The organism is Oceanicoccus sp. KOV_DT_Chl (assembly GCF_900120175.1).
Lineage (GTDB): Bacteria > Pseudomonadota > Gammaproteobacteria > Pseudomonadales > Dasaniaceae > Oceanicoccus.
Map to the genome: position 1 here is coordinate 378,170 of NZ_FQLF01000002.1, position 20,345 is coordinate 398,514.

Sequence of the window (20,345 nt, forward strand, 5' to 3'; positions counted from 1 at the left end):
GACCGTATTTACATTATAAGGTTCGCATTATATCCCCAGCCAAGCCTATACCCAAGATTTTAGTGACAAACAAACCGGATGGAATTTTTTTCGGGTTACTGCATCCAATACTTTTTGAAAGCCTCATAACCCCCCCGGGGTCGATAGCATAAAGTGACATAAACAGGTAAAGTTTGAACAAATCGTCAGCTATCTTACTGATTATTACACCATGCAATCTAAAGCAGAGCCTCGATCATTGAATATTTTTACAAAAACAAAACAGCTGGCTCTTTTTTTAACATTGGCCTCCGCCATACCCGCTCTGTCACAAACCCAGCCCGAAATAGAGCTTCCTGACCTTGGCGACTCTAGCTCTGGCACTATTTCACTGGCTCAGGAATACCAGCTCGGCAGGATTTGGCTAAAATCTTTTCGCAGCCGGGTGGATATCGTCTCAGACCCACTGCTGCAGGATTACGTCGAGGAATTCACCTACAAACTCGCTACCTATAGCGAGCTTGATGACCGCAGGCTAGACCTAATTGTCGTTAACAACCGTACTATCAATGCTTTTGCTGTACCCGGGGGGGTGATTGGCATCCATAGCGGGCTCATTCTTCAAGCGGAAACAGAAGCACAATTTGCATCCGTTATGTCACACGAATTAGCCCACCTCAGCCAACGCCATTTTGCCCGCGGCGTAGAAGCGCAAAAACGTAACGCTATACCGAACATGGCCGGACTACTAGCCGGTATCATTCTCGCGGCAACAGCCGGGGGCGACTCCGGCATGGCAGCCATCGCAGCCACCCAAGCGGCTAGCCTGCAAAATCAACTCCGCTATAGCCGACTGAATGAACAAGAAGCCGACCGTGCCGGCATGCAAACTATGGCACGGGCAAACATGGACCCAAATGGTGCCGCCGCCATGTTTGAAGTTATGCAACGCACATATCGCTACGCCAGCAATCGACCACCAGAATTCTTGCTTACCCACCCGATAACAGAAAGCAGAATAAGTGATGCACGCAATAGAGCCAGACAATACCCAAAAAAAATGTACAGCGACAATCCCATCTACCACCTTATGCAAGCACGGGTTGCGTTGAGCTTTATTACCAACCCCAAAGAAGCCGTAAAACAGTTTCGTAGTAAACTTGCCGACAGTCGTTATCACCCTGATGCCAATCAATATGGACTGGTGCTGGCACTGACTGCAAATGGAGAATTTGAGGAAGCCCAACAGCGATTAAATCTGCTGCTAAAAACCGCCCCCCATGAAATTAGTTATGTAGTTGCGCAAGCAGAGCTCGATATGGCAGCAGGCAAACTACAAGAAGCAATCTCGATACTGTCTGAAAATCTGGACCTCACTCCCGGCAATCACCCGCTAACCATGACCATGGCTAAAGCGTTACTAGCAGCCAATCAAGCACATAAAGCGGAAGCATTGCTGCTGACACATTCCAGACGTAAACCTAATGACCCATCAGTATGGTATTTATTAGCAGAGACTCACGGCTTAGCTGGAAATATTGTTGGTGTACATCGGGCTCGGGCCGAATACTTTATTTTAAATGGCGCGCTAGACATGGCGGCCAAACAATTAAACTATGCGCTACCACTGGTTAGCCAGGACAACTTAACCACGGCTAAAATCCAGGAGCGCATTATTCAAATCAAGAAGATGGAAGCACAAATGAGGAATCTATAGGGCGACTTTTCCCGCCCTTCTAGCCTCTAATGATTCTTAACTACCAGTAGAAAATTTAGCATCCGGGTCAGCGGTTTCATCGCCTGCTCACCCAAGGTAACATCGACTAACACTTCATTTGAGCCTTGCTCTAAGGACTCCAATAAATTATCCAGCGCATTCATCCCCATCCAGGGGCAGCTGGCACAGCTGCGACAAGTCGCACCACTGCCAGCAGTTGGCGCCACAATAAGTTCCTTATCGGGAACCTGTTGCTGCATCTTATAAAAAATACCCTGATCGGTAGCGACAATAAATTGCTTATTAGGCATAGTCACTGCGGCATTAATAATCTGTGAAGTAGAGCCCACATGATCGGCCAGTTCAACCACCGATTGTGGTGATTCCGGGTGCACTAAAATCGCAGCATCAGGATAGACCGCTTTTAAATCCAACAATGCTTTCGCTTTAAATTCTTCATGAACAATGCAAGCACCATCCCACATCAACACATCGGCACCGGTCTCACGCTGCACGTAACTACCCAAATGTTTATCCGGCGCCCACAAAATCTTTTCACCCTGAGCATCCAGATGCTCAACCACCTTCAATGCAATACTGGACGTGACCACCCAATCCGCTCTGGCCTTAACAGCCGCCGAAGTATTAGCATACACCACCACCGTGCGATCAGGGTGCTGGTCACAGAAGGCCGCGAATTCATCCGCAGGGCAACCAATATCCAGTGAACAAGTCGCCTCTAGCGTAGGCATCAATACTCTTTTTTCCGGTGATAAAATCTTAGCGGTCTCGCCCATGAACTTAACGCCGGCCACGACCAAGGTCGTGGCCGGATTGTCACGCCCAAAACGAGCCATCTCCAAAGAATCCGACACACAGCCACCGGTCTCCTCTGCCAGCTCCTGAATTACTGGATCAGTATAGTAATGCGCTACCAATACCGCATTTTCCCGCAGCAACAAGGCTTTAATGCGCTGCTTTAATTCAGCTTGCTGCTGCGGAGAAACCTCGTCATGCGCAGGGATTCGGTTTATATAATCACGAACCAACTGCTGATCAGCTGCATCGTGGGACATAATGGCATCTGCCATAGGGGAATTTACCTCAAATAACGGAACATCAATAATGCGGGGATTTTAACAGATATCACGGCCAAAATACTGCCCATTGGCAGCCAAAATTCACTCAAAAGGCAGAAAATAGCAGACATAAAAAAGGCGACCAACGCCGCCTTTAAACAAATTACTCTAGACTAAATCAACTGAAAACAGATTCGCTACTTAAACCCTGCTTTTCCAAAATATCACGCAGGCGCTTCAACGCTTCAACCTGAATCTGACGAACTCGCTCGCGGGTTAGACCAATCTCACGCCCCACTTCTTCCAAAGTACTGGTTTCATAGCCCCTGAGGCCGAAACGGCGCGCTACAACCTCGCACTGCTTTTCACTAAGCTCACCCAACCATTCACCAATACTGGCACGCATATCGTCATCCTGAAGCATCTCAGCAGGATCTGAAACATGAATATCAGGAATAGTGTCCAATAAGGATTTTTCGGAATCCGGGCCCAACGGGGTATCAACCGAAGTGACTCGCTCATTCAAACCAAGCATACGCTTGACATCATCAACCGGCTTATCAAGCAGATCTGCAATTTCTTCTGCTGACGGTTCATGATCTAGCTTTTGAGTCAATTCACGCGCCGCACGCAAATAAACATTTAATTCTTTAACCACGTGAATCGGCAACCGAATGGTACGCGTCTGATTCATAATGGCCCGTTCAATGGTCTGACGTATCCACCAGGTAGCGTAAGTAGAAAATCGGAAGCCGCGCTCAGGATCAAATTTTTCAACCGCACGAATCAGACCTAAATTACCTTCTTCAATTAAATCCAGTAGTGAAAGACCTCGATTCACATAGCGACGTGAAATTTTCACCACTAAACGCAAGTTACTTTCGATCATGCGTTTGCGACCCGCTTCTTCACCACGCATAGCCATACGTGCGTAATAAACTTCTTCCTCTGGACTTAGTAGCGGTGAAAAACCAATTTCATTGAGATAAAGCTGCGTAGCATCAAGTGTTTTTTGAAAACGATCGGCTGTTACTTTTGGCTTTGCCGCCGCGGCCTTTTTCTTAGCGGGGGATTTTTTCTTTTGCCTTGACCGGCTCACTCTCAGCATCATCAGTCATTGCATCAAAATCAATGTCAGCAGCTAACAGATTATCAATCTCAGTCGCTTTTGTCTTTTCTTCAGCATGAACTTCCATAGGTCTAACCTTTATTTTTGTCGGAAGACTCAGTCATCTCTCATTAAAAAGCGATGACAACCCAGCATCAACGATTTACTGCTCAATTCCATAATTAGTCTATAGGGATATTTACTTAGCACCTAACGACTAATACTTACCCCAATTATTTTGGCAATAAACCTAACGGGTTAATTGGCTTACCATCGCGACGAATTTCAAAATGAAGCTTCACTTTATCCGTCCCGGTGTCACCAAACTTGGCAATTTGTTGCCCCACTTTGATCAGACTTCCCTCTTTGACCAACAACTGACTGTTGTGGCCATAAGCACTCAGATAATGATCATCATGTTTAATGATTAACAACTTACCGTAACCCACCAAACCACTTCCAGCGTAAACAACTTTTCCGCTGTTGGCAGCATGTACAGGCTCTCCCAATTTGCCATGAATATCAATACCTTTATGAACATTGCTTGAGTGACTGTAAGCGCGCACTACTTTACCCCGCGCAGGCCAGCGCCAAACAAATGGATAGTCTTTTTTACTTAAGCCGGTAAGGTCAGATGATACTTTCGTCGTTGTTGTTTTTTCTATTAACGGAGCGGACTTGGCTGACATATTTTGCGACTTAGCTGAAGTGTTAGTCGCGGCAACAGAGTTTACTGCGGAGGTGGATTTTACGGCGCGGGGAGTATCCGCCAGAAGAATTTTTTGACCGGGATAAATAGTATAGGGCGAACTCACACCGTTAGTACTCGCTAACCCCCTAAAGTCCAAGTTATAACGCCAAGCAAGAGAATATAGGGTCTCACCACGAGAGACTATATGCGTCTCAACCTCTGGCTTAGGGCGGTCTTGCGCCTCAACCACAGGCGCATACTGCCCGCCGCCCGTACAACCCGCAAACACCAGACTGATTAAAATCAGCAGTAAAAATTGTAGATCCCGACCTTTCAAAAAGTGATCACTCTATAACCAATTGGACTATGCAAGATAGCGATGAAAAATCATTCTCTTTATTAAGTTTTGGTCTTAATAGCATGATTTTATTCAAAAAAACCATAATAGCAGAGAATCAAAATAATGCGGAAAGCAGTCGTTTTAATATATAAAAATGAATTAAAACATTATTATATATTCTAAAATATTCTAAAAAATATACGTTTATTTTCTTGCTCTAGGCCTTGGCTGCGAGCGAATCACCCCATTTCTCTAGCAAAATCACCAAAAGCAGCCCCACCAACATCAACATAAAGCAATAAACTCCCTGTGCGGGCACACCCACTAACTCAGAATAATGCCACGGCAATACGTTTTGCTGAGTCAATGCCAGACTCTCACCTTTGCTATTTTGATAGTAACTCAAGGTTTGTTTCCAGGGCCAAACCAGATTGAGGGAGCCAATCAAAAAACCCGTTAGCAAAGCCAATGTCAGATCGTGGAAGCGCCGAAATAACCAGGAGAGGAAATGAGCAAAGCTGAGCAAGCCAATGCCACACCCAGCAGCAAAAACCATTAAGGTAAGCCAATCAAAGCTCTTCACAGCAGCTAACACATGTTGGTACATCCCCATCAGCACCAAAATAAAACTGCCAGAAATACCAGGCAGAATCATCGCACAGATAGCAATCGCACCCGCCAAAAAATAAAGCAGCAAGCTCGGGGTTAACTCCGACGGTTTAATCTCGGTGATAAAACAGGCAATCAATCCTCCAAGCAGTAATACCCCCACCGTTAGCGGTTGCCACTGCTTAATCTGCCGCCCCATATGTAAAGAAGACGCCGCTATCAACCCAAAGAAAAAAGCCCACAATAACAAGGGCTGATGATCTAATAAGTAACTGATCACTCTGGCCAAAGAAACAATACTGGTGAAAACACCCAATAGCAGGGCTAGCAGAAAACCACCATTTATATAATGCCAGCACGCTTTTGGGCCTTGCTTAACCAACACCATCAGTGCCGTCGGGTTGATGGACTTAATGGCATCAAGTAGCTGTTCATAGATGCCAGTAATAAACGCAACTGTACCTCCAGACACCCCCGGCACCACATCAGCAGCCCCCATGGCAACACCGCGGATGAACACGCCAAATGCGGAGGGTTTTTCTGCACTACTCATAGTTACTCCAAATCGCGGTTTCAGGCCGTCTTATTTAAAACGTGACCACTTAACCGCTAACTTATAACCCCGGACTTCAGTGGCACAAAGAAAGCTGGCTCTACTACGGTCGTAGTTACGCCTTCTTCTGTTTTAACCACTAACATTAATTGTTGTTTGAGATGATCGCCAACGGGAATAACCAAGCGTCCACCGACAGCAAGCTGAGCGATCAACTCTTCAGGCACTCGCTCTGGTGCGGCGGTAGAAATAATGCCATCGAAAGGGCCTTTGTCCGGCCAACCAAAGCCACCATCGGCATGTTTTAGGTGCACATTACGAGCGCCTAAAGTGCGCAATCGCTGTCGCGCCTTCTCTTGTAACGGCTTAATTCGTTCAACGCTGTAAACCCGCTCTACTAATTGCGCCAATACGGTGGTCTGGTAACCTGAGCCAGTGCCAACTTCTAACACACGCTTTAAGGGGGCGTCAGCCAATAACAACTCGGTCATTCTGGCGACAGTATAGGGTTGCGAGAGTGTTTGCTGAAAACCTATCGGTAAAGCGTCATCTTCATAGGCTCTATGGGCTAGCGCTTCATCAAGAAAAATATGGCGAGGCGTAGTGCGCATAACATCCAGCACTTCAAAATTGCTTATACCCTGGTTACACAGACGCTGAACCAGACGATCACGGGTTCGCTGCGAGGTCATGCCAATCCCAGCGAGATTTAACTTAGTCACCCATAACTCCTAACATTATTATTGTGTATCAAGCTCAGGCTTCCCTACCTGCTACTTGATAGTTTAGCAATTCTCGCATAACAGCAGTAGCGAAACAGCCACTTGTTAGCGAAAAACGACACTCTAAAACATCAGCATCCAGTTGGTATTCAAAATTTTCAGGTATTAATCGCAGGGCGCGGCGCTCAGCTTTCAAGCCCGCTTTTTCCAAACCGGCAAGTAGCTGCGGATAGCTATCAAATAAAGCTTGTTCCAACACCGCCACTTGTTGCTGGCAATGCTTATTACCCTGCCCAGGCTTACCATATAGCGGACCTGTTAGATGAATATCCCCATCTAACAACCGTTGCGCAAGTTCAGGATCATCATCTTGCGGAAAGACACTATGGCTACCCGCTAGCATTAACAATTCACCCCCAAGCAACTTATTCCACTGTTGATTAGCAACCCGCTGCGATAACAACTGATTAAATAACCATGAGCGAGCTGCTGATAAATAAATACCTTGCTGGTGCCGCTTAGGTTTGAACTCACCCGCAAACCACTGCTGTGCTTTGCGTAAATTAGCACCATCAAAACCAAAGCGCTGCTCACCAAAGTAGTTAGGTACACCAGTGCCTGTAATGGCAGCAATACGCTGTGTGAGTGAATCCGTAGCGCCCTGTAAATTTCTGGCGGTAATTACAAAACGATTACCCCGATGAACACCACGACGTAATTTCCTTAAATGCCTGGTCGATGTTAACAATTTAATTTGGGGAGAATTAATCGCCTGCCAATCTATATTATCTGCACCAGGTAAATGTACGCTAAACCACTGCCGCGTGATTGCATTTTTATCTTTCATACCGGAGAAGCTGACTTGTCTGGCAGCTACATTTGCCAATTTAGCTAAAGCATCGGCAACTTGCTGGGTATTCAAAGCGGTTTTTTCTACCCACAGAAAAACATGTTCACCTTCACCTTCAGGCTCAAATCCCAAAATTTCTTCTACCCGAAAGTCTGCCGGCTGCTGACGAATAATCGCCATTAGCTCCGGCCGTCCATTGGCATAGGCCAGCGGCGTCAGAGATAAGTGTTCCGCAGGATAATTTAGCTCAGTCACAAATTTTTAGCTTCTAATAACACCACCGCATAAACTGCAATGCCTTCCTTACGACCAGCAAAGCCCATGTATTCAGTAGTGGTCGCTTTCACATTCACCTGCTCAATATCAACAGCTAAATCTGCCGCTATATTAGTCCGCATTGCAACTATATGCGGCGCCATTTTCGGGGCTTGGGCAACAATAGTGATATCAGTATTACCCAAACAATAACCTTTTTCCTGCACTAATCGATAAACATGTTGTAGTAGTTCACGACTATTGGCCCCTGCATAGGTCGGATCAGTATCAGGGAAATGCTGACCAATATCCCCCAAAGCACATGCACCAAGTAAGGCATCAGCCAGAGCATGTAATGCCACATCGCCGTCCGAGTGCGCCACCAATCCCTGTGCATAGGGAATCGCCACGCCGGCCATCATGACATGATCGCCTTCACCGAAACGATGAACATCGTATCCATGCCCGATCCGTAAACTCATACTATTGCCCCCCGCTGTAAATAAAATTCCGCCAAAGCTAAATCGTTAGGGCGGGTAATTTTGGGATTGGGATAAAGTGCTTCTACAACTTTGCCACTTAGGCCGGCCATTTCAATTGCCGAAGCCTCATCGGTTATTAACAAACCTTGCTGCACAGCATCGACCAAAGCATCTAATAGTAATTGATAGCGGAACATCTGTGGTGTTTGTGCCTGCCAAATTGCCTGCCTATCAATAGTATGGCTTACCTCAGCCTGCCCATTCACTTTTTTTAGTGTGTCACTAGCTGGCACCGCAAGGATACCACCCACAGGATCTTCACTTAAATGATCAATAAGACGAGAAATATCTGTAACTGAGAGACAAGGACGAGCAACATCATGAACTAACACCCAATCCTGCGCCGAACAAACCTGTGCTAAACTTTGCAGCCCACTAAGTACTGAATCGCTCCGTTCAGCTCCACCAACAACAACACTAATACGAGGATGTTTTAAAATTTCGAGAGTTGGCCAAAGTGTGTCTTGAGCAGCAACCGCCACCACAATTTGCCGCAAGCGCGGCTCCGCCAGCAAGCGACTTAAGGTATGTTCAATGACTAATTTATCTAACAGTGGCAAATATTGTTTCGGCTGATCAGTACCCATTCGACGACCGACACCCGCAGCTGGCACCACCGCATAAAAAACATTGCTGGTTGATTTTACGGTCACTGGATAGATTTCTCTTTATCAATGATCAAGTAAAAAGTTTCGTCTTTTTTGATCAAACCCAGATCGGCCCTAGCCCGCTCTTCGACGCTATCCATACCGCTCTTTAAGTCGCGCACTTCGTTTTCCAGCACCAGGTTGCGATCACGTAACCGTTGATTTATGAGTGTTTGCTGCTCGATCTCACGCTCTAGTGAGGCGATCTGCTCCCAACTACCCTGCCCAAACCACAGCCGAAACTGTAGTCCGAATAAAAGCAGCAGTAAGACAAGTAAGATCCAGCGCATACAACCAGTAAGACAATATTTTTAACAAGACCAGCAAACTAGCATATTTAGCTGTACGGATAAACGAAAAAGGAGCGGACTAGCCACTCCTTTTAAGATAATAATAATTAGAGCTTACGCTTTAAATTCTGCGCGCCCTCGGTAGGGGGCCGCTGCTCCCAACTCCGCTTCAATTCTTAGTAAACGGTTATATTTTGCCACCCGATCAGAACGACACAGCGAACCCGTTTTAATTTGACCCGCTGCAGTAGCCACTGCCAGGTCAGCAATTGTAGTATCCTCTGTTTCACCAGAACGATGAGAAATAACTGCTGTATAGCCTGCATCCTTGGCCATTTTGATGGCATCCAGTGTCTCAGTCAGCGAACCGATTTGATTGAACTTGATCAGGATAGAGTTTGCGATGCTTTTATCGATCCCCTCTTTCAGGATTTTGGTATTGGTAACAAACAAATCATCACCGACCAATTGTATTTTATGTCCCAGTTTTTCAGTTTGATATTTCCAACCATCCCAATCCGACTCATCCAGACCGTCTTCAATAGAAATAATTGGATACTGCTCGCATAATTCGGCCAGATAGTCACTGAAACCTTCCGAAGTGAATACCTGCCCCTCACCAGCTAAATCATACTTACCGTCCTTATAGAATTCAGAGGCCGCACAATCCAGTGCTAAAGTAATATCATCACCCAGTGTATATCCCGCATCCGCCACAGCTACTTTGATCACAGCCAAGGCATCGGCATTAGATGTCAGGTTAGGCGCGAAACCACCTTCATCACCGACTGCCGTATTCAAACCTTTATCCTTTAAGACTTTTTTTAGGGCATGGAAAATTTCAGCCCCCATACGCAACGCCTCAGTAAAGGACTTGGCCCCTACCGGCTGCACCATAAATTCCTGAATATCAACATTGTTATCCGCGTGCTCACCACCATTGATGATATTCATCATCGGTACTGGCATGCTGTACTGACCGGGAGTGCCATTCAAATCGGCAATATGTTGATACAAAGGAATACCTTTTTCCACAGCAACTGCCTTAGCCGCAGCCAAAGACACCGCCAATATCGCATTAGCACCCAGATTGGATTTGCTTTCAGTACCATCGGCATCAATCATTAATTGATCAAGCGCGCGCTGATCCGCAGCATCTTTACCCACTAACAGATTCTTAATAGTGACGTTGATATTCTCTACCGCTTTTAACACACCCTTACCCAAGTAACGCGACTTATCACCATCACGTAATTCAAGCGCTTCGCGGGAACCGGTAGACGCACCTGAAGGCGCACACGCACTGCCTACAGCACCGGATGCCAAAATCACATCAGCTTCTACAGTAGGGTTACCTCGAGAGTCCAGTACTTCAAAGGCTTTTACATCAACGATCTCAGACATTACTTTTTACTCCGTAAAATGTCGGATGTCAGTGGCCAAACGCCTGCGGATTAACGCTCACGTTCAACATAACTCCATTACTTAATATTTAATTCAGGCAGCGATTTCACCAAATCGTCAATCGCTTTCATTTCGGTTAAAAAACCTTCCAGCGCAGCTAACGGCAACGCTGAGGGGCCATCGCATTTTGCATTATCCGGATCAGGATGCGCTTCTAAAAACAAGCCTGCTAATTTTTGTGACATGCCGGCCCGCCCTAACTCTGCCACCTGATGACGGCGGCCACCTGACGCTGCGCCCATAGGATCGCGGCACTGCAGGGCATGCGTGACGTCAAAAATAATCGGGGCCCCGCCGCTGACCTCTTTCATGGTGCGAAAACCCAGCATATCCACTACTAAATTATCGTAGCCAAAATTACTGCCGCGCTCGCACAACATCACCTTGTCATTACCACACTCGGCAAATTTATCGACAATATTTTTCATTTGTGGAGGGCTTAAAAACTGCGGCTTTTTAATATTGATCACATTGCCGGTAGCAGCCATTGCGGCCACTAAATCTGTTTGTCGGGCTAAAAATGCGGGCAATTGAATAACATCACAAACCTCAGCAACCGGCTTGGCTTGATCAATTTCATGAAGATCCGTGATCACCGGGATGTTAAACGTTTCTTTAACTTCCTGAAAAATTTTCAATCCTTCTTCCATTCCCGGTCCACGAAAGGAATGTATTGACGAGCGATTAGCCTTATCAAAGGATGCCTTGAATACATAAGGTATTTTCAGCCGGGCACAAACCTCGACATAATGCTCAGCAATTTGTAAAGCCAAATCGCGAGACTCCAATACATTCATGCCGCCAAATAAGACAAAAGGTAAATCGTTAGAGACTTGAATAGAACCTATGCTTAACGTTTTCTGCTTCACAACGGCGACCTATTTAGAGTATGCAACTGCTGCATTAACGAAGCCACTGAATAAGGGGTGACCATCGCGTGGAGTAGACGTAAATTCGGGGTGAAACTGGCAAGCGATAAACCAGGGGTGGTCAGGTATTTCGACCACTTCTACCAAAGAGTCATCAGCAGACCAACCACCAATTTTTAAACCAGCCTGCTGCAATTTATCAACATAGTTGTTATTGACTTCATAACGGTGGCGATGACGCTCTACAATAAGTTCGTTACCGTAGCTTTGTGCCACATTAGAGTCAGCCACCAAGTGACATTCCTGCGCCCCAAGACGCATAGTCCCACCCAAATCAGCAGACTCATCGCGAATTTCTTTACTACCATCCGCATCAATCCACTCAGTAATCAAGCCAATGACGGGGTGCGGACTATTTTTCTCAAACTCGGTACTATTTGCGCCAGCTAACCCCGCCACATTACGGGCATATTCAATCACCGCAACCTGCATACCTAAACAAATCCCCAAATAGGGAATTTTGTTTTCACGGGCGTAGCGCACGGTAGCAATTTTACCTTCAACGCCGCGATTACCAAAACCACCTGGCACTAAAATACCATCGACGCCAGCTAATAAATCCAGCCCTTCTTCTTCAATACCCTGAGAATCGATGTAGCGAATATTCACCTTGGTACGAGTAGTAATGCCAGCATGCAACAAAGCTTCATTCAAGGATTTGTAAGCATCAATTAATTCCATGTACTTGCCGACCATGGCGATGGTCACTTCCTTATCAGGATTTAATGCGCCATCTATTACCCGATCCCATTCTGACAAATCGGCGGCAGCACACTCCAGACTAAACCGCTCAACAATAATGTCGTCCAAACCACGCTGCTTCAGTGCCCCCGGAATACGGTAAATGCTATCGGCATCCTGTAGCGGGATAACTGCCCGCAGCTCAACGTTAGTAAAGGAAGATATTTTCTTTAACGAGCCTTCGTCAATTTCATGATCAGAACGGCATAGCAGTATATCCGGCTGCAAACCGATGGAACGCAACTCTTTAACGGAGTGTTGAGTAGGCTTGGTTTTGGTCTCACCGGCAGTGGCAATATAGGGCACCAGTGTCAGGTGCATTAGCATGGCGCGAGTAGGACCCAGATCAACTTTCAACTGGCGAGCGGCTTCAAAGAATGGCAAGCCTTCTATATCACCAATGGTGCCGCCAATTTCGACAATCGCCACATCCGCATCACCGGCACCTTCGATAACGCGGCGCTTAATTTCATCAGTAATATGGGGGATAACCTGAACGGTGCCCCCTAAATAGTCACCCCTACGCTCTTTGCGCAGTACTGTTTCATACACTCGGCCAGTGGTGAAGTTGTTGCGCTTACCCATTTTGGTACGGATAAAGCGCTCATAGTGGCCTAAATCCAAATCGGTCTCTGCACCATCTTCGGTGACAAAAACCTCACCATGCTGAAAGGGGCTCATGGTACCTGGATCGACATTAATATAAGGATCCAGCTTTAGCATGGTCACCTTTAAACCGCGAGCCTCAAGGATTGCGGCCAACGAAGCTGATGCAATACCTTTACCCAAAGACGATACAACGCCGCCGGTGACGAAGATAAATCGAGTCGCCATGAAAAACTGTCTCTTGTATGTATGTTGATGTAGCTACTTGTGTAACAACAATGCCTGAAAAATGATCGATGACATGGTTATTAAGAGGGGGCTAAAAACCAAGATATTATCGGCTTTGCAGACCGCCCTGAGATGGGACGCCAGTTTAACAGGGTTACTCTGTCGGCTCAATCATTGAATAATCTGAAGCCACTTTAAGGCAGCACATCTTCTTCCACTAGCCGAAGGGTGCGCCGATAGCTACTGATAATACTGCCAGCGCTTAACCCTCATGCAGAATTCCCTGCCATCCTCATGCTGCGGTTTCATTTCTGAGTGCCAATCTTCCAAAATAAACAACATGAATTTAGCTTGATCATCATCCTGTTTAGCGGCGCTGAGATCAGCCAACAATTTCTGTTTCATTTCGGTGTAAGTTGGCAAGTCTGGCTCATCCACCAGCTGCTGATAAACATACTGGTAACGCGCGCAAAAATGTTCATTGTCAGACTCGCAAGCCACAAGCAACAACATAACTAGCACTATAATGCTGCCCCTGAAACAACGCTTGAATATTATTGTCAAACACCCTCCTACTTAAATCGACTTGCAAACACTACAATGGGTAACTGTAAAACCAGCGTCTATAATGCTCGCTAATAAAACATTGCGACTGCACTATAGGCCGGACTAGCAACTCCGCGCAAGCCATTACCCGCCCTCAATAACAGAGGATATTATGAGTCATACCCCTATGGACGTTCGACAAGTAGAATACCTATACCGCAGCAACGGCGCGCGCTTACTTGACAATGTTTCCGAAGATTTCCATCGCCGCTTGCGGGATAAGTTGCTGACCAAGGGCTACCCCGGCTTGAGACTCTCTTTTGCGGCCATACTCGGTCACATGTCCTTTAGCGGGACGAGATTGATAGATATTGCCGAGTTCAATGGCATGACCAAACAAGCGATCAGCCAAATCGCCAATGAGATAGAAAGCTTAGGCTATATCAAACGAATCCCCGACCCTCACGATGGCCGAGCCAAAAATGTGGTATTCACCGAGCTGGGTATTGAAATGATTCAAGCGTCAATCGACGCGGTGAATGAAGTTACAGAGGAATATGCCGCTCTTATTGGTCACGAAAAAATGCAGCAGCTGGACAGCATATTAAGCGAACTATCCGATAAGCTAGCGCCACAACCGATATAAACCAAGTATTAAAAGCCACTAACGATTCCGCAGAACATAAGCAGCTGTAATCAATGGATGACGACCGATAGTTTTTTCAATTGAATAAATAAAGACTAGGCCAATAAACTCAACACAGCCTGTGGCTGGGCATTGGCTTGTGAAAGCACGGAAAAGGCTGCTTGCTGAATAATTTGGCTTTTTGCCAACTGACCAGTTTCCTTCGCGTAATCAGCATCCAACACTCTGGAGCGACTGGAGGTCACGTTTTCAGCCGTGCTGGTTAAATTATTGATAGTACTTTGCAAACGGTTCTGCACTGCCCCCATATCCGCCCTGGTAGTGCTTATATAAGAAATAGCGTCATCGATAATGCTAATAGCCGCATTGGCATCAGAACTGACATCGATATCAGCAATACCCAGCGTGTCAGCACTGGCCCCCCCAACGGAAGCGGTAATAGTCTCATTCGCTTGCGCACCGATTTGGTATTCAACTTCTGTAGCAATCAGCGTTGAGTCAGTGTTGTAATTGACCGTAACATTGTCAATTGGCTGATCCTCAAAAGCCAACACATTGGGAAGAATGGACGTTGCGGTGAGTTCGGCGCCACCGGAAGCATCCAGACCACCAATCGCACCGGTGTCGTCATTAGACAGATTCATCGCTGCAAGAAACGTTTCACCATCACCGCCACCGGCTTTAAAGTTGGTTTCAAAATCTGACAAGCCGCTATAGCTGGTTCTGTTGGCAATGGCGGTGTCCAGAGTACTACCGCCTTTGAGGTCAGTCATAATATCGATAATGCCGTTACCACCGTTATTATTGATAATATCCTCATGCATGAATGCGACGGCGACATACCCGGCTGCGTAAGTTCCAGTCACATCGTTGTCATTTAGTTTGGCCACTAATTCGTCTCTGGTATCGCCGTCACCACTATCAGTGAGGCTGGCCAAAGCGGTGGTGACCCGCTCATCAGCACCGTGTATAAATTCAGCAGTCCCTTCTAAAAACCAGCTTCCCACACTGCCATTAAGGGTTTCTGCGCGCACACTATTGGCATCAAACTCTCGATACATCATGGCATGAACCATTTCATGAGCAATGATCCGGTCATTATAGACCGGTCCGGTGCCGCCATCAGGTAAATTAGGTGGGGTAAAACTATCGATATTAATAGACAGGGTTTGGGACTGTAAAACACCGCTTACGGTACCACTAATGATAGCGGCCGCGTACGACTCGCCGGAAGTAAATTCAACCTCCAGATCCACACTGCTGGATGATGAATCCAGGCCATAGTAGGTACTAACTCGCTCTGCTGCTTCCCGCAACCAGTAATTCTTCAAACCCGTCACAATCTCTTGTTGATCTTCATCGACAATCGACCCGGATACGCCAGCAAACAGTTTTTGGCTACCAAAACTCGTCGTCTCCGCTACCCGATCAATTTCTGCTATCAGTTGGGCCACTTCCTTTTGAATATTGGCTTTATCCTGGCTTGATAAAGCACCGTCATTAGCCGCCTGAATAGAGAGCTCACGCATCCGCTGCAAGTTGTTAGTCACCTCATTAAACGCCCCTTCCGCCACCTGCAAAAACGAAATAGCATCATTGGCATTGCGGGCCGCCTGATCAAGGCCGCGAATCTGCGAGGTAAAACGATCGGCTATAGCCAAGCCAGCTGCGTCATCTTTGGCACTATTAATACGCAAACCAGAGCTCAACCGCTGCAAACTGGTAGCCAGCGCAGTGCTATTGCCATTCAGCTGCCGCTGGGCATTTAACGAGCTAATGTTGGTATTGATGACTAACGCCAAGGCGCAACTTCCCCTAATCAGAGTTCTACTAGTTATCTAACGGCCAAGACGGGGATAACTTTAACGCGAATGAAGCCAAACGGATTAAAAAATAACAGCCAAAACAACAGCTTACGATCTAGAGTTTGCTCGATAGATAAAACCAATGGATATAAAACGCTTCTTTTAACCACCGTAGCCAGTAACCAGGGGAATAATTCATTACCGGTTCCGCCGCTACCAGATGAATCCGCATAGCTAATGCACTCGCCATCAGACTCAACCTGGGCAAGTGGTAGCGATTCGATACCAGCACCAGCTTTTGCTCGGCAGTCACCAATGCCCGCAGCTGCCATAAATTTTCCAGGCTGTGCTTAGAGCGTTGTTCCAAAGTTATCTGTGAGGATGGCACGCCTTGTTTCTCTAACCAATTTTTCCCCGCCTGCGCCTCCGTTATGGTCGCCGCATTACGGCTACCTCCTAGCAAATAAATCTCGGCGGAATGCTGCTGCCAGAGCTGCCAACAGTGTTGTAAGCGTAAAGAGAAATCGTCATCGACTAAATCATTTTTTAATTGCTTGCCAGGCACAACATAAGCAAACTCACCAGTGATCTCGCAGCCATTTGGCGCTTGACTCGCCCGCCGCAAAGTCCACCACAACACTAAAATATAAGAAGCACCTAACGAACCAACAATTACAATAGCTGTCAGTAATAAAGTGCTAACGGGATGCGGCCCTACTCGACTCTTCGATATCATCGATTGTTAGTTATTATCATTTATGCGGTTAGCGGGTTAGTGGACATAGTCTAATATACACAGTATATCCCTCAGGATAACAGTGCTAGTCTATCAGCAGACCATAATCCTAAAAACTATTTGGAATTTACTCATGAATAATAAAAACCTGCTCGGTATAGGAGCAGTGGTATTAGTGCTTGCACTCATTGGTCTAGGGGCTTTTCTCTCCAAAGATAAAACCGAAAGCACCGCTGCCGCTCCCGAGATGTCTAAGCCAGAAGCCGTAATCCGTAATTTACCAGAGCCAACTCCCGCCTATGTGCCTGAACAGGACTGGCCAAAACCAGAGCCAATGGCTGAACTCAACCAACCTGAAATAAAAATCGTAACCCCGCCAACTGCTCTGGAAAACAGTGATCCGCAGTTTCTATTAGCCGCTGCCGATTTAGCGCCAGAATTAAGTCAATGGCTATTACCTGACGAACAGATCCGCAAATGGGTACTGGCACTGGATCTTATGGCCGAAGGCAAATTACCTAAACGCTATCGCCCTGTCGACTACCCTATGGACAAATTTGCAGTCGAGCCAATGGGACTGGATACCGTGGCTGCTGAGGACAACCAGCAGCGGATGACTTCACTGATTGACACAATCACTGCGATCAAGCCCGCGCAAGCCGCAAGCTATTATCGCGCATGGCTACCCATTATTGAAAAAGCCTACGATGAACAAGGTAAAAACAACAGCGTCGACCAACGCCTGCGCCAAGCTATCAGCCAAGTCCTCGCAGTTGATTCGCTAGAGCAGCCCGCCGCCCTGATTCGCCCCAGCGTACTCTATAAATTCGAGGACCCTGTACTGGAAGATGCCAGCGATATAGAAAAGCTGCTGTGGCGCATGGGCCCTGAAAACGCTGAAAAGCTGCAAAATTTTTTGCGGGATCTACGCGCAGAATTATATCAATAGGCCCATCCATCTCACTCACCGGTCACCGGCAACTGTGTCGCTGACCGAATTGCCTCCCCTTGCTCCAGACCTTGCAGAATCTTAATTTTCTGCAGCCTCTAAAAGCCATAGAATAAGCATCATCAAATACCAATAAAGATGGATTAACTATGACTGCCAACGCTATTCACAACCCGCCTTTACTCGCTGACCTGATCATCGACGGTCTAAACCGCTATGACGATAGACCCTGCTTACACCTGGGGGAAACCATAGCCAGCTATCGAGAAGTCCGTGAACAGACCAGCCGCTTTGTGCAAGTCCTCCAGTCCAAAGGCCTGGGGCCAGGCTCCCGTGTTGCCATCGTCTCTGGTAACCGTCCTGAAGTCCTTTACAACCTGGCGGCCATGCAAATAACCGGTTGCTGCGGCACCACACTGCACCCTATGGGATCATTGGATGATCACGCCTATGTCTTGGGGGACGCAGAAGTCGAAACTCTGGTCTACGACGCCAGCTTGTTTGATCAACGCGCACAGGAATTAAAAGCCCTGCTGCCAGGCTTGAAAAACCTGTTAGGTTTTGGCCCGACTGAGGCTGGCGATGATTACACCGCGCTTGCTGCCAACTATGACCCTAAACCCTTGGTTGCCCCCGCAGTAGACCCTGATGATGTTGGCGCTATTGTCTACACAGGCGGCACCACCGGCAAACCCAAGGGGATATTACAAACCTACCGGTCAGCAGCGTATATGACCATGATACAAATGCTGGAATGGGATTGGCCTGAAGAGTTGCGGATGATGATAGCGACGCCGCTCTCACATGCAGCTGCTGCCTTTTTTGTCCCCACTTTACAAAAAGGGGGATGTATCTATGTGCCAGCGGGTTTCGACCCTGAATTGATTTTCACAATGATCGAAGAACATAAAATTACCGCTACCATGCTGGTACCGGTAATGATTTATTATTTAATGGATCACCCTAGGGCAGCTACTGCTGACATGTCCAGCATGGAAACTATTTTCTATGGCGCATCACCGATGAGCCCAGCCCGCCTCAAAGAAGCAATAGAAAAATGGGGACCTATCTTCTATCAATTTTATGGCCAATCAGAAGCCCCCATGGTGTTAGTCAATATGAAACGCGCCGACCACGATCTCAATAAACCTGGCCGTCTCAGCGCCTGTGGTAAACCCACGCCGTGGATTACTTTTGCGTTGCTGGACGACAAAGGCGAACCGGTCGCCGCCGGGGAGCCTGGTGAGATTTGTGTGCGCGGCCCACTGGTAATGAAAGAATATTACAAACTTCCCGAGCAAACAGCAGAAGCAATGACAGGAGGCTGGATGCATACCGGCGACGTTGGCCGCTTCGACGAGGATGGTTTTTTATATATCGTTGACCGCACTAAAGACATGATCGTTACCGGCGGATTCAATGTTTTCCCAAGAGAAGTAGAAGATATCATTGCCGAGCATGAAGCAGTAGCTCAGGTTGCAGTAATCGGTGTCCCTAGCGAACAATGGGGCGAGGAAGTAAAAGCAGTAGTGGTCTTGCGGCCTGATGCGGAGGCTTCAGAGGAACTGAGTGCAAGCATCATTGCCGCAGTAAAAAACGCAAAAGGTTCAGTCCAGGCGCCTAAATCAATCGACTACGCAGCAGCTATTCCTGTCACGGCAGTAGGTAAACCTGACAAAAAAGTACTGCGGCAGCAGTATTGGGAAGGCCATGAACGTGCTGTTTGATAGCATGGTGCTATCTATCAAAAAATGACCACAGTGTAGATAGCGGTCTACCAACCGCTATCTAACAATAACACTGTGCATTTAATCAAACCCTGCACACCAAAAACCTCGCAAAAATATTCAAACAAACTCTCAGACCGTAGGAGGATAAATGTATACCTCACTATTTAATTTTAACTTCACCTAACCCTATCAGGCTATAAGCAGATATAATGGCAATACCCCTGTGTATTTTTAAATACACAGGAACTAAGAAGCTACAAGTACTCTTACTGTATAACAATTTATGTTTACGCTAATGTCATTACCGCACTTATAATTTCACGACCTAACAACTAAGCATAAGGGAGCTTATAAATGTTAATTTTAACCAGAAGAATTGGTGAAACTTTGCGAGTAGGTGACGAAGTCAAAGTCACCGTTTTAGAACTCCAGGGTAATCAGGTAAGAATAGGGATCGAAGCACCACGCAGTGTTGAAGTTCATCGTGAAGAAATCTATCAGCGTATCCAGAATGAACGGCGCAACGAAAATGAGGGCAATCGTTAATATCACCCTCGTCTGTAAACGCTAAATCAGTCCTACT

The 20,345-nt window shown here is 46.7% G+C and carries 21 protein-coding genes; 5 read left to right on the forward strand and 16 right to left on the reverse strand.

Features of this window, described 5'->3' with window-relative positions:
• Nucleotides 1–238: 238 nt before the first annotated feature.
• Nucleotides 239–1,696 carry a M48 family metalloprotease gene (locus UNITIG_RS05370; protein WP_235015271.1) on the forward strand — a complete coding sequence of 486 codons (1,458 nt, stop codon included), beginning with the start codon at nt 239–241 and terminating at the stop codon, nt 1,694–1,696.
• A gap of 26 nt (nt 1,697–1,722) precedes the next feature.
• On the opposite strand, the gene nadA is transcribed toward UNITIG_RS05370, so the two are convergent.
• The 14 genes from nadA to UNITIG_RS05435 form a co-directional block, all read right to left on the reverse strand.
• A complete protein-coding gene (gene nadA, locus UNITIG_RS05375) occupies nt 1,723–2,787 on the reverse strand; it encodes a quinolinate synthase NadA (protein WP_235015272.1) in 1,065 nt (354 codons plus the stop codon).
• Between the two features lie 166 nt (nt 2,788–2,953).
• Nucleotides 2,954–3,874: an RNA polymerase sigma factor RpoS gene (gene rpoS, locus UNITIG_RS05380; protein ID WP_369809145.1), complete on the reverse strand. Its 921-nt coding sequence runs from the start codon at nt 3,872–3,874 to the stop codon at nt 2,954–2,956.
• Complete coding sequence (locus UNITIG_RS24950) at nt 3,837–3,971, reverse strand: hypothetical protein (protein WP_255399441.1); 135 nt, start codon at nt 3,969–3,971, stop codon at nt 3,837–3,839. Before UNITIG_RS24950 ends, rpoS begins: the two co-directional genes overlap by 38 nt.
• A 145-nt stretch (nt 3,972–4,116) precedes the next feature.
• On the reverse strand, nt 4,117–4,911 hold the full coding sequence (locus tag UNITIG_RS05385; RefSeq protein ID WP_101757473.1) for a peptidoglycan DD-metalloendopeptidase family protein: 795 nt from the start codon (nt 4,909–4,911) through the stop codon (nt 4,117–4,119).
• A 220-nt stretch (nt 4,912–5,131) separates the two neighbouring features.
• The gene (locus UNITIG_RS05390) at nt 5,132–6,076 is read right to left on the reverse strand and encodes a DUF368 domain-containing protein (RefSeq protein WP_235015273.1); all 945 of its coding nucleotides are present in this window, start codon (nt 6,074–6,076) and stop codon (nt 5,132–5,134) included.
• 56 nt (nt 6,077–6,132) lie between these two features.
• Nucleotides 6,133–6,798 carry a protein-L-isoaspartate(D-aspartate) O-methyltransferase gene (locus UNITIG_RS05395; RefSeq protein ID WP_101757474.1) on the reverse strand — a complete coding sequence of 222 codons (666 nt, stop codon included), beginning with the start codon at nt 6,796–6,798 and terminating at the stop codon, nt 6,133–6,135.
• A 34-nt stretch (nt 6,799–6,832) separates the two neighbouring features.
• Nucleotides 6,833–7,903, reverse strand: coding sequence for a tRNA pseudouridine(13) synthase TruD (truD, locus tag UNITIG_RS05400; protein WP_235015274.1), 1,071 nt, complete (start codon nt 7,901–7,903; stop codon nt 6,833–6,835).
• Nucleotides 7,900–8,385 carry a 2-C-methyl-D-erythritol 2,4-cyclodiphosphate synthase gene (ispF, locus tag UNITIG_RS05405; RefSeq protein ID WP_101757475.1) on the reverse strand — a complete coding sequence of 162 codons (486 nt, stop codon included), beginning with the start codon at nt 8,383–8,385 and terminating at the stop codon, nt 7,900–7,902. Before ispF ends, truD begins: the two co-directional genes overlap by 4 nt.
• Nucleotides 8,382–9,098 (reverse strand): 2-C-methyl-D-erythritol 4-phosphate cytidylyltransferase, encoded by a 717-nt coding sequence (ispD, locus tag UNITIG_RS05410; RefSeq protein ID WP_101757476.1) that lies wholly within the window; start codon nt 9,096–9,098, stop codon nt 8,382–8,384. Before ispD ends, ispF begins: the two co-directional genes overlap by 4 nt.
• A complete protein-coding gene (gene ftsB / locus UNITIG_RS05415; protein WP_101757477.1) occupies nt 9,095–9,382 on the reverse strand; it encodes a cell division protein FtsB in 288 nt (95 codons plus the stop codon). Before ftsB ends, ispD begins: the two co-directional genes overlap by 4 nt.
• A gap of 114 nt (nt 9,383–9,496) precedes the next feature.
• Complete coding sequence (gene eno, locus UNITIG_RS05420) at nt 9,497–10,786, reverse strand: phosphopyruvate hydratase (protein WP_101757478.1); 1,290 nt, start codon at nt 10,784–10,786, stop codon at nt 9,497–9,499.
• Nucleotides 10,787–10,863: 77 nt separating this feature from the next.
• A complete protein-coding gene (gene kdsA / locus UNITIG_RS05425; RefSeq protein ID WP_101757479.1) occupies nt 10,864–11,715 on the reverse strand; it encodes a 3-deoxy-8-phosphooctulonate synthase in 852 nt (283 codons plus the stop codon).
• A 9-nt stretch (nt 11,716–11,724) separates the two neighbouring features.
• Nucleotides 11,725–13,350 (reverse strand): CTP synthase, encoded by a 1,626-nt coding sequence (locus tag UNITIG_RS05430; RefSeq protein WP_101757480.1) that lies wholly within the window; start codon nt 13,348–13,350, stop codon nt 11,725–11,727.
• Nucleotides 13,351–13,590: 240 nt separating this feature from the next.
• Nucleotides 13,591–13,863 (reverse strand): hypothetical protein, encoded by a 273-nt coding sequence (locus tag UNITIG_RS05435; protein WP_101757481.1) that lies wholly within the window; start codon nt 13,861–13,863, stop codon nt 13,591–13,593.
• 205 nt (nt 13,864–14,068) lie between these two features.
• On the opposite strand from UNITIG_RS05435, the gene UNITIG_RS05440 reads away from it, so the two are divergent.
• On the forward strand, nt 14,069–14,542 hold the full coding sequence (locus UNITIG_RS05440) for a MarR family winged helix-turn-helix transcriptional regulator (protein WP_101757482.1): 474 nt from the start codon (nt 14,069–14,071) through the stop codon (nt 14,540–14,542).
• Nucleotides 14,543–14,637: 95 nt separating this feature from the next.
• Here UNITIG_RS05440 and UNITIG_RS05445 read toward each other — a convergent pair whose 3' ends face one another.
• Both UNITIG_RS05445 and UNITIG_RS05450 read right to left on the reverse strand, forming a co-directional pair.
• Nucleotides 14,638–16,344 (reverse strand): flagellinolysin, encoded by a 1,707-nt coding sequence (locus tag UNITIG_RS05445; RefSeq protein WP_101757483.1) that lies wholly within the window; start codon nt 16,342–16,344, stop codon nt 14,638–14,640.
• Nucleotides 16,345–16,462: 118 nt separating this feature from the next.
• Nucleotides 16,463–17,083 (reverse strand): YdcF family protein, encoded by a 621-nt coding sequence (locus UNITIG_RS05450; RefSeq protein WP_101757484.1) that lies wholly within the window; start codon nt 17,081–17,083, stop codon nt 16,463–16,465.
• 133 nt (nt 17,084–17,216) lie between these two features.
• On the opposite strand from UNITIG_RS05450, the gene UNITIG_RS05455 reads away from it, so the two are divergent.
• The 3 genes from UNITIG_RS05455 to csrA all read left to right on the forward strand — a co-directional run bounded on the left by UNITIG_RS05455 (nt 17,217) and on the right by csrA (nt 20,308).
• On the forward strand, nt 17,217–18,032 hold the full coding sequence (locus UNITIG_RS05455; RefSeq protein ID WP_101757485.1) for a DUF3014 domain-containing protein: 816 nt from the start codon (nt 17,217–17,219) through the stop codon (nt 18,030–18,032).
• A gap of 149 nt (nt 18,033–18,181) precedes the next feature.
• Nucleotides 18,182–19,759: an AMP-binding protein gene (locus tag UNITIG_RS05460; protein ID WP_101757486.1), complete on the forward strand. Its 1,578-nt coding sequence runs from the start codon at nt 18,182–18,184 to the stop codon at nt 19,757–19,759.
• Nucleotides 19,760–20,116: 357 nt separating this feature from the next.
• The gene (csrA, locus tag UNITIG_RS05465; RefSeq protein WP_101757487.1) at nt 20,117–20,308 is read left to right on the forward strand and encodes a carbon storage regulator CsrA; all 192 of its coding nucleotides are present in this window, start codon (nt 20,117–20,119) and stop codon (nt 20,306–20,308) included.
• The last annotated feature ends 37 nt before the right edge of the window (nt 20,309–20,345 follow it).

Bases quoted from the DNA above. Each gene is read 5' to 3' on its own strand.
- UNITIG_RS05440 (WP_101757482.1), top strand. From the start codon at position 14,069: ATGAGTCATACCCCTATGGACGTTCGACAAGTAGAATACCTATACCGC.
- UNITIG_RS05460 (WP_101757486.1), top strand. From the start codon at position 18,182: ATGACTGCCAACGCTATTCACAACCCGCCTTTACTCGCTGACCTGATC.
- UNITIG_RS05455 (WP_101757485.1), top strand. From the start codon at position 17,217: ATGAATAATAAAAACCTGCTCGGTATAGGAGCAGTGGTATTAGTGCTT.
- eno (WP_101757478.1), bottom strand. From the start codon at position 10,786: ATGTCTGAGATCGTTGATGTAAAAGCCTTTGAAGTACTGGACTCTCGA.
- ispF (WP_101757475.1), bottom strand. From the start codon at position 8,385: ATGAGTTTACGGATCGGGCATGGATACGATGTTCATCGTTTCGGTGAA.
- ftsB (WP_101757477.1), bottom strand. From the start codon at position 9,382: ATGCGCTGGATCTTACTTGTCTTACTGCTGCTTTTATTCGGACTACAG.
- UNITIG_RS05390 (WP_235015273.1), bottom strand. From the start codon at position 6,076: ATGAGTAGTGCAGAAAAACCCTCCGCATTTGGCGTGTTCATCCGCGGT.
- nadA (WP_235015272.1), bottom strand. From the start codon at position 2,787: ATGGCAGATGCCATTATGTCCCACGATGCAGCTGATCAGCAGTTGGTT.
- UNITIG_RS05450 (WP_101757484.1), bottom strand. From the start codon at position 17,083: ATGATATCGAAGAGTCGAGTAGGGCCGCATCCCGTTAGCACTTTATTA.
- csrA (WP_101757487.1), top strand. From the start codon at position 20,117: ATGTTAATTTTAACCAGAAGAATTGGTGAAACTTTGCGAGTAGGTGAC.
- UNITIG_RS24950 (WP_255399441.1), bottom strand. From the start codon at position 3,971: ATGGAAGTTCATGCTGAAGAAAAGACAAAAGCGACTGAGATTGATAAT.
- UNITIG_RS05430 (WP_101757480.1), bottom strand. From the start codon at position 13,350: ATGGCGACTCGATTTATCTTCGTCACCGGCGGCGTTGTATCGTCTTTG.
- UNITIG_RS05435 (WP_101757481.1), bottom strand. From the start codon at position 13,863: ATGTTGTTGCTTGTGGCTTGCGAGTCTGACAATGAACATTTTTGCGCG.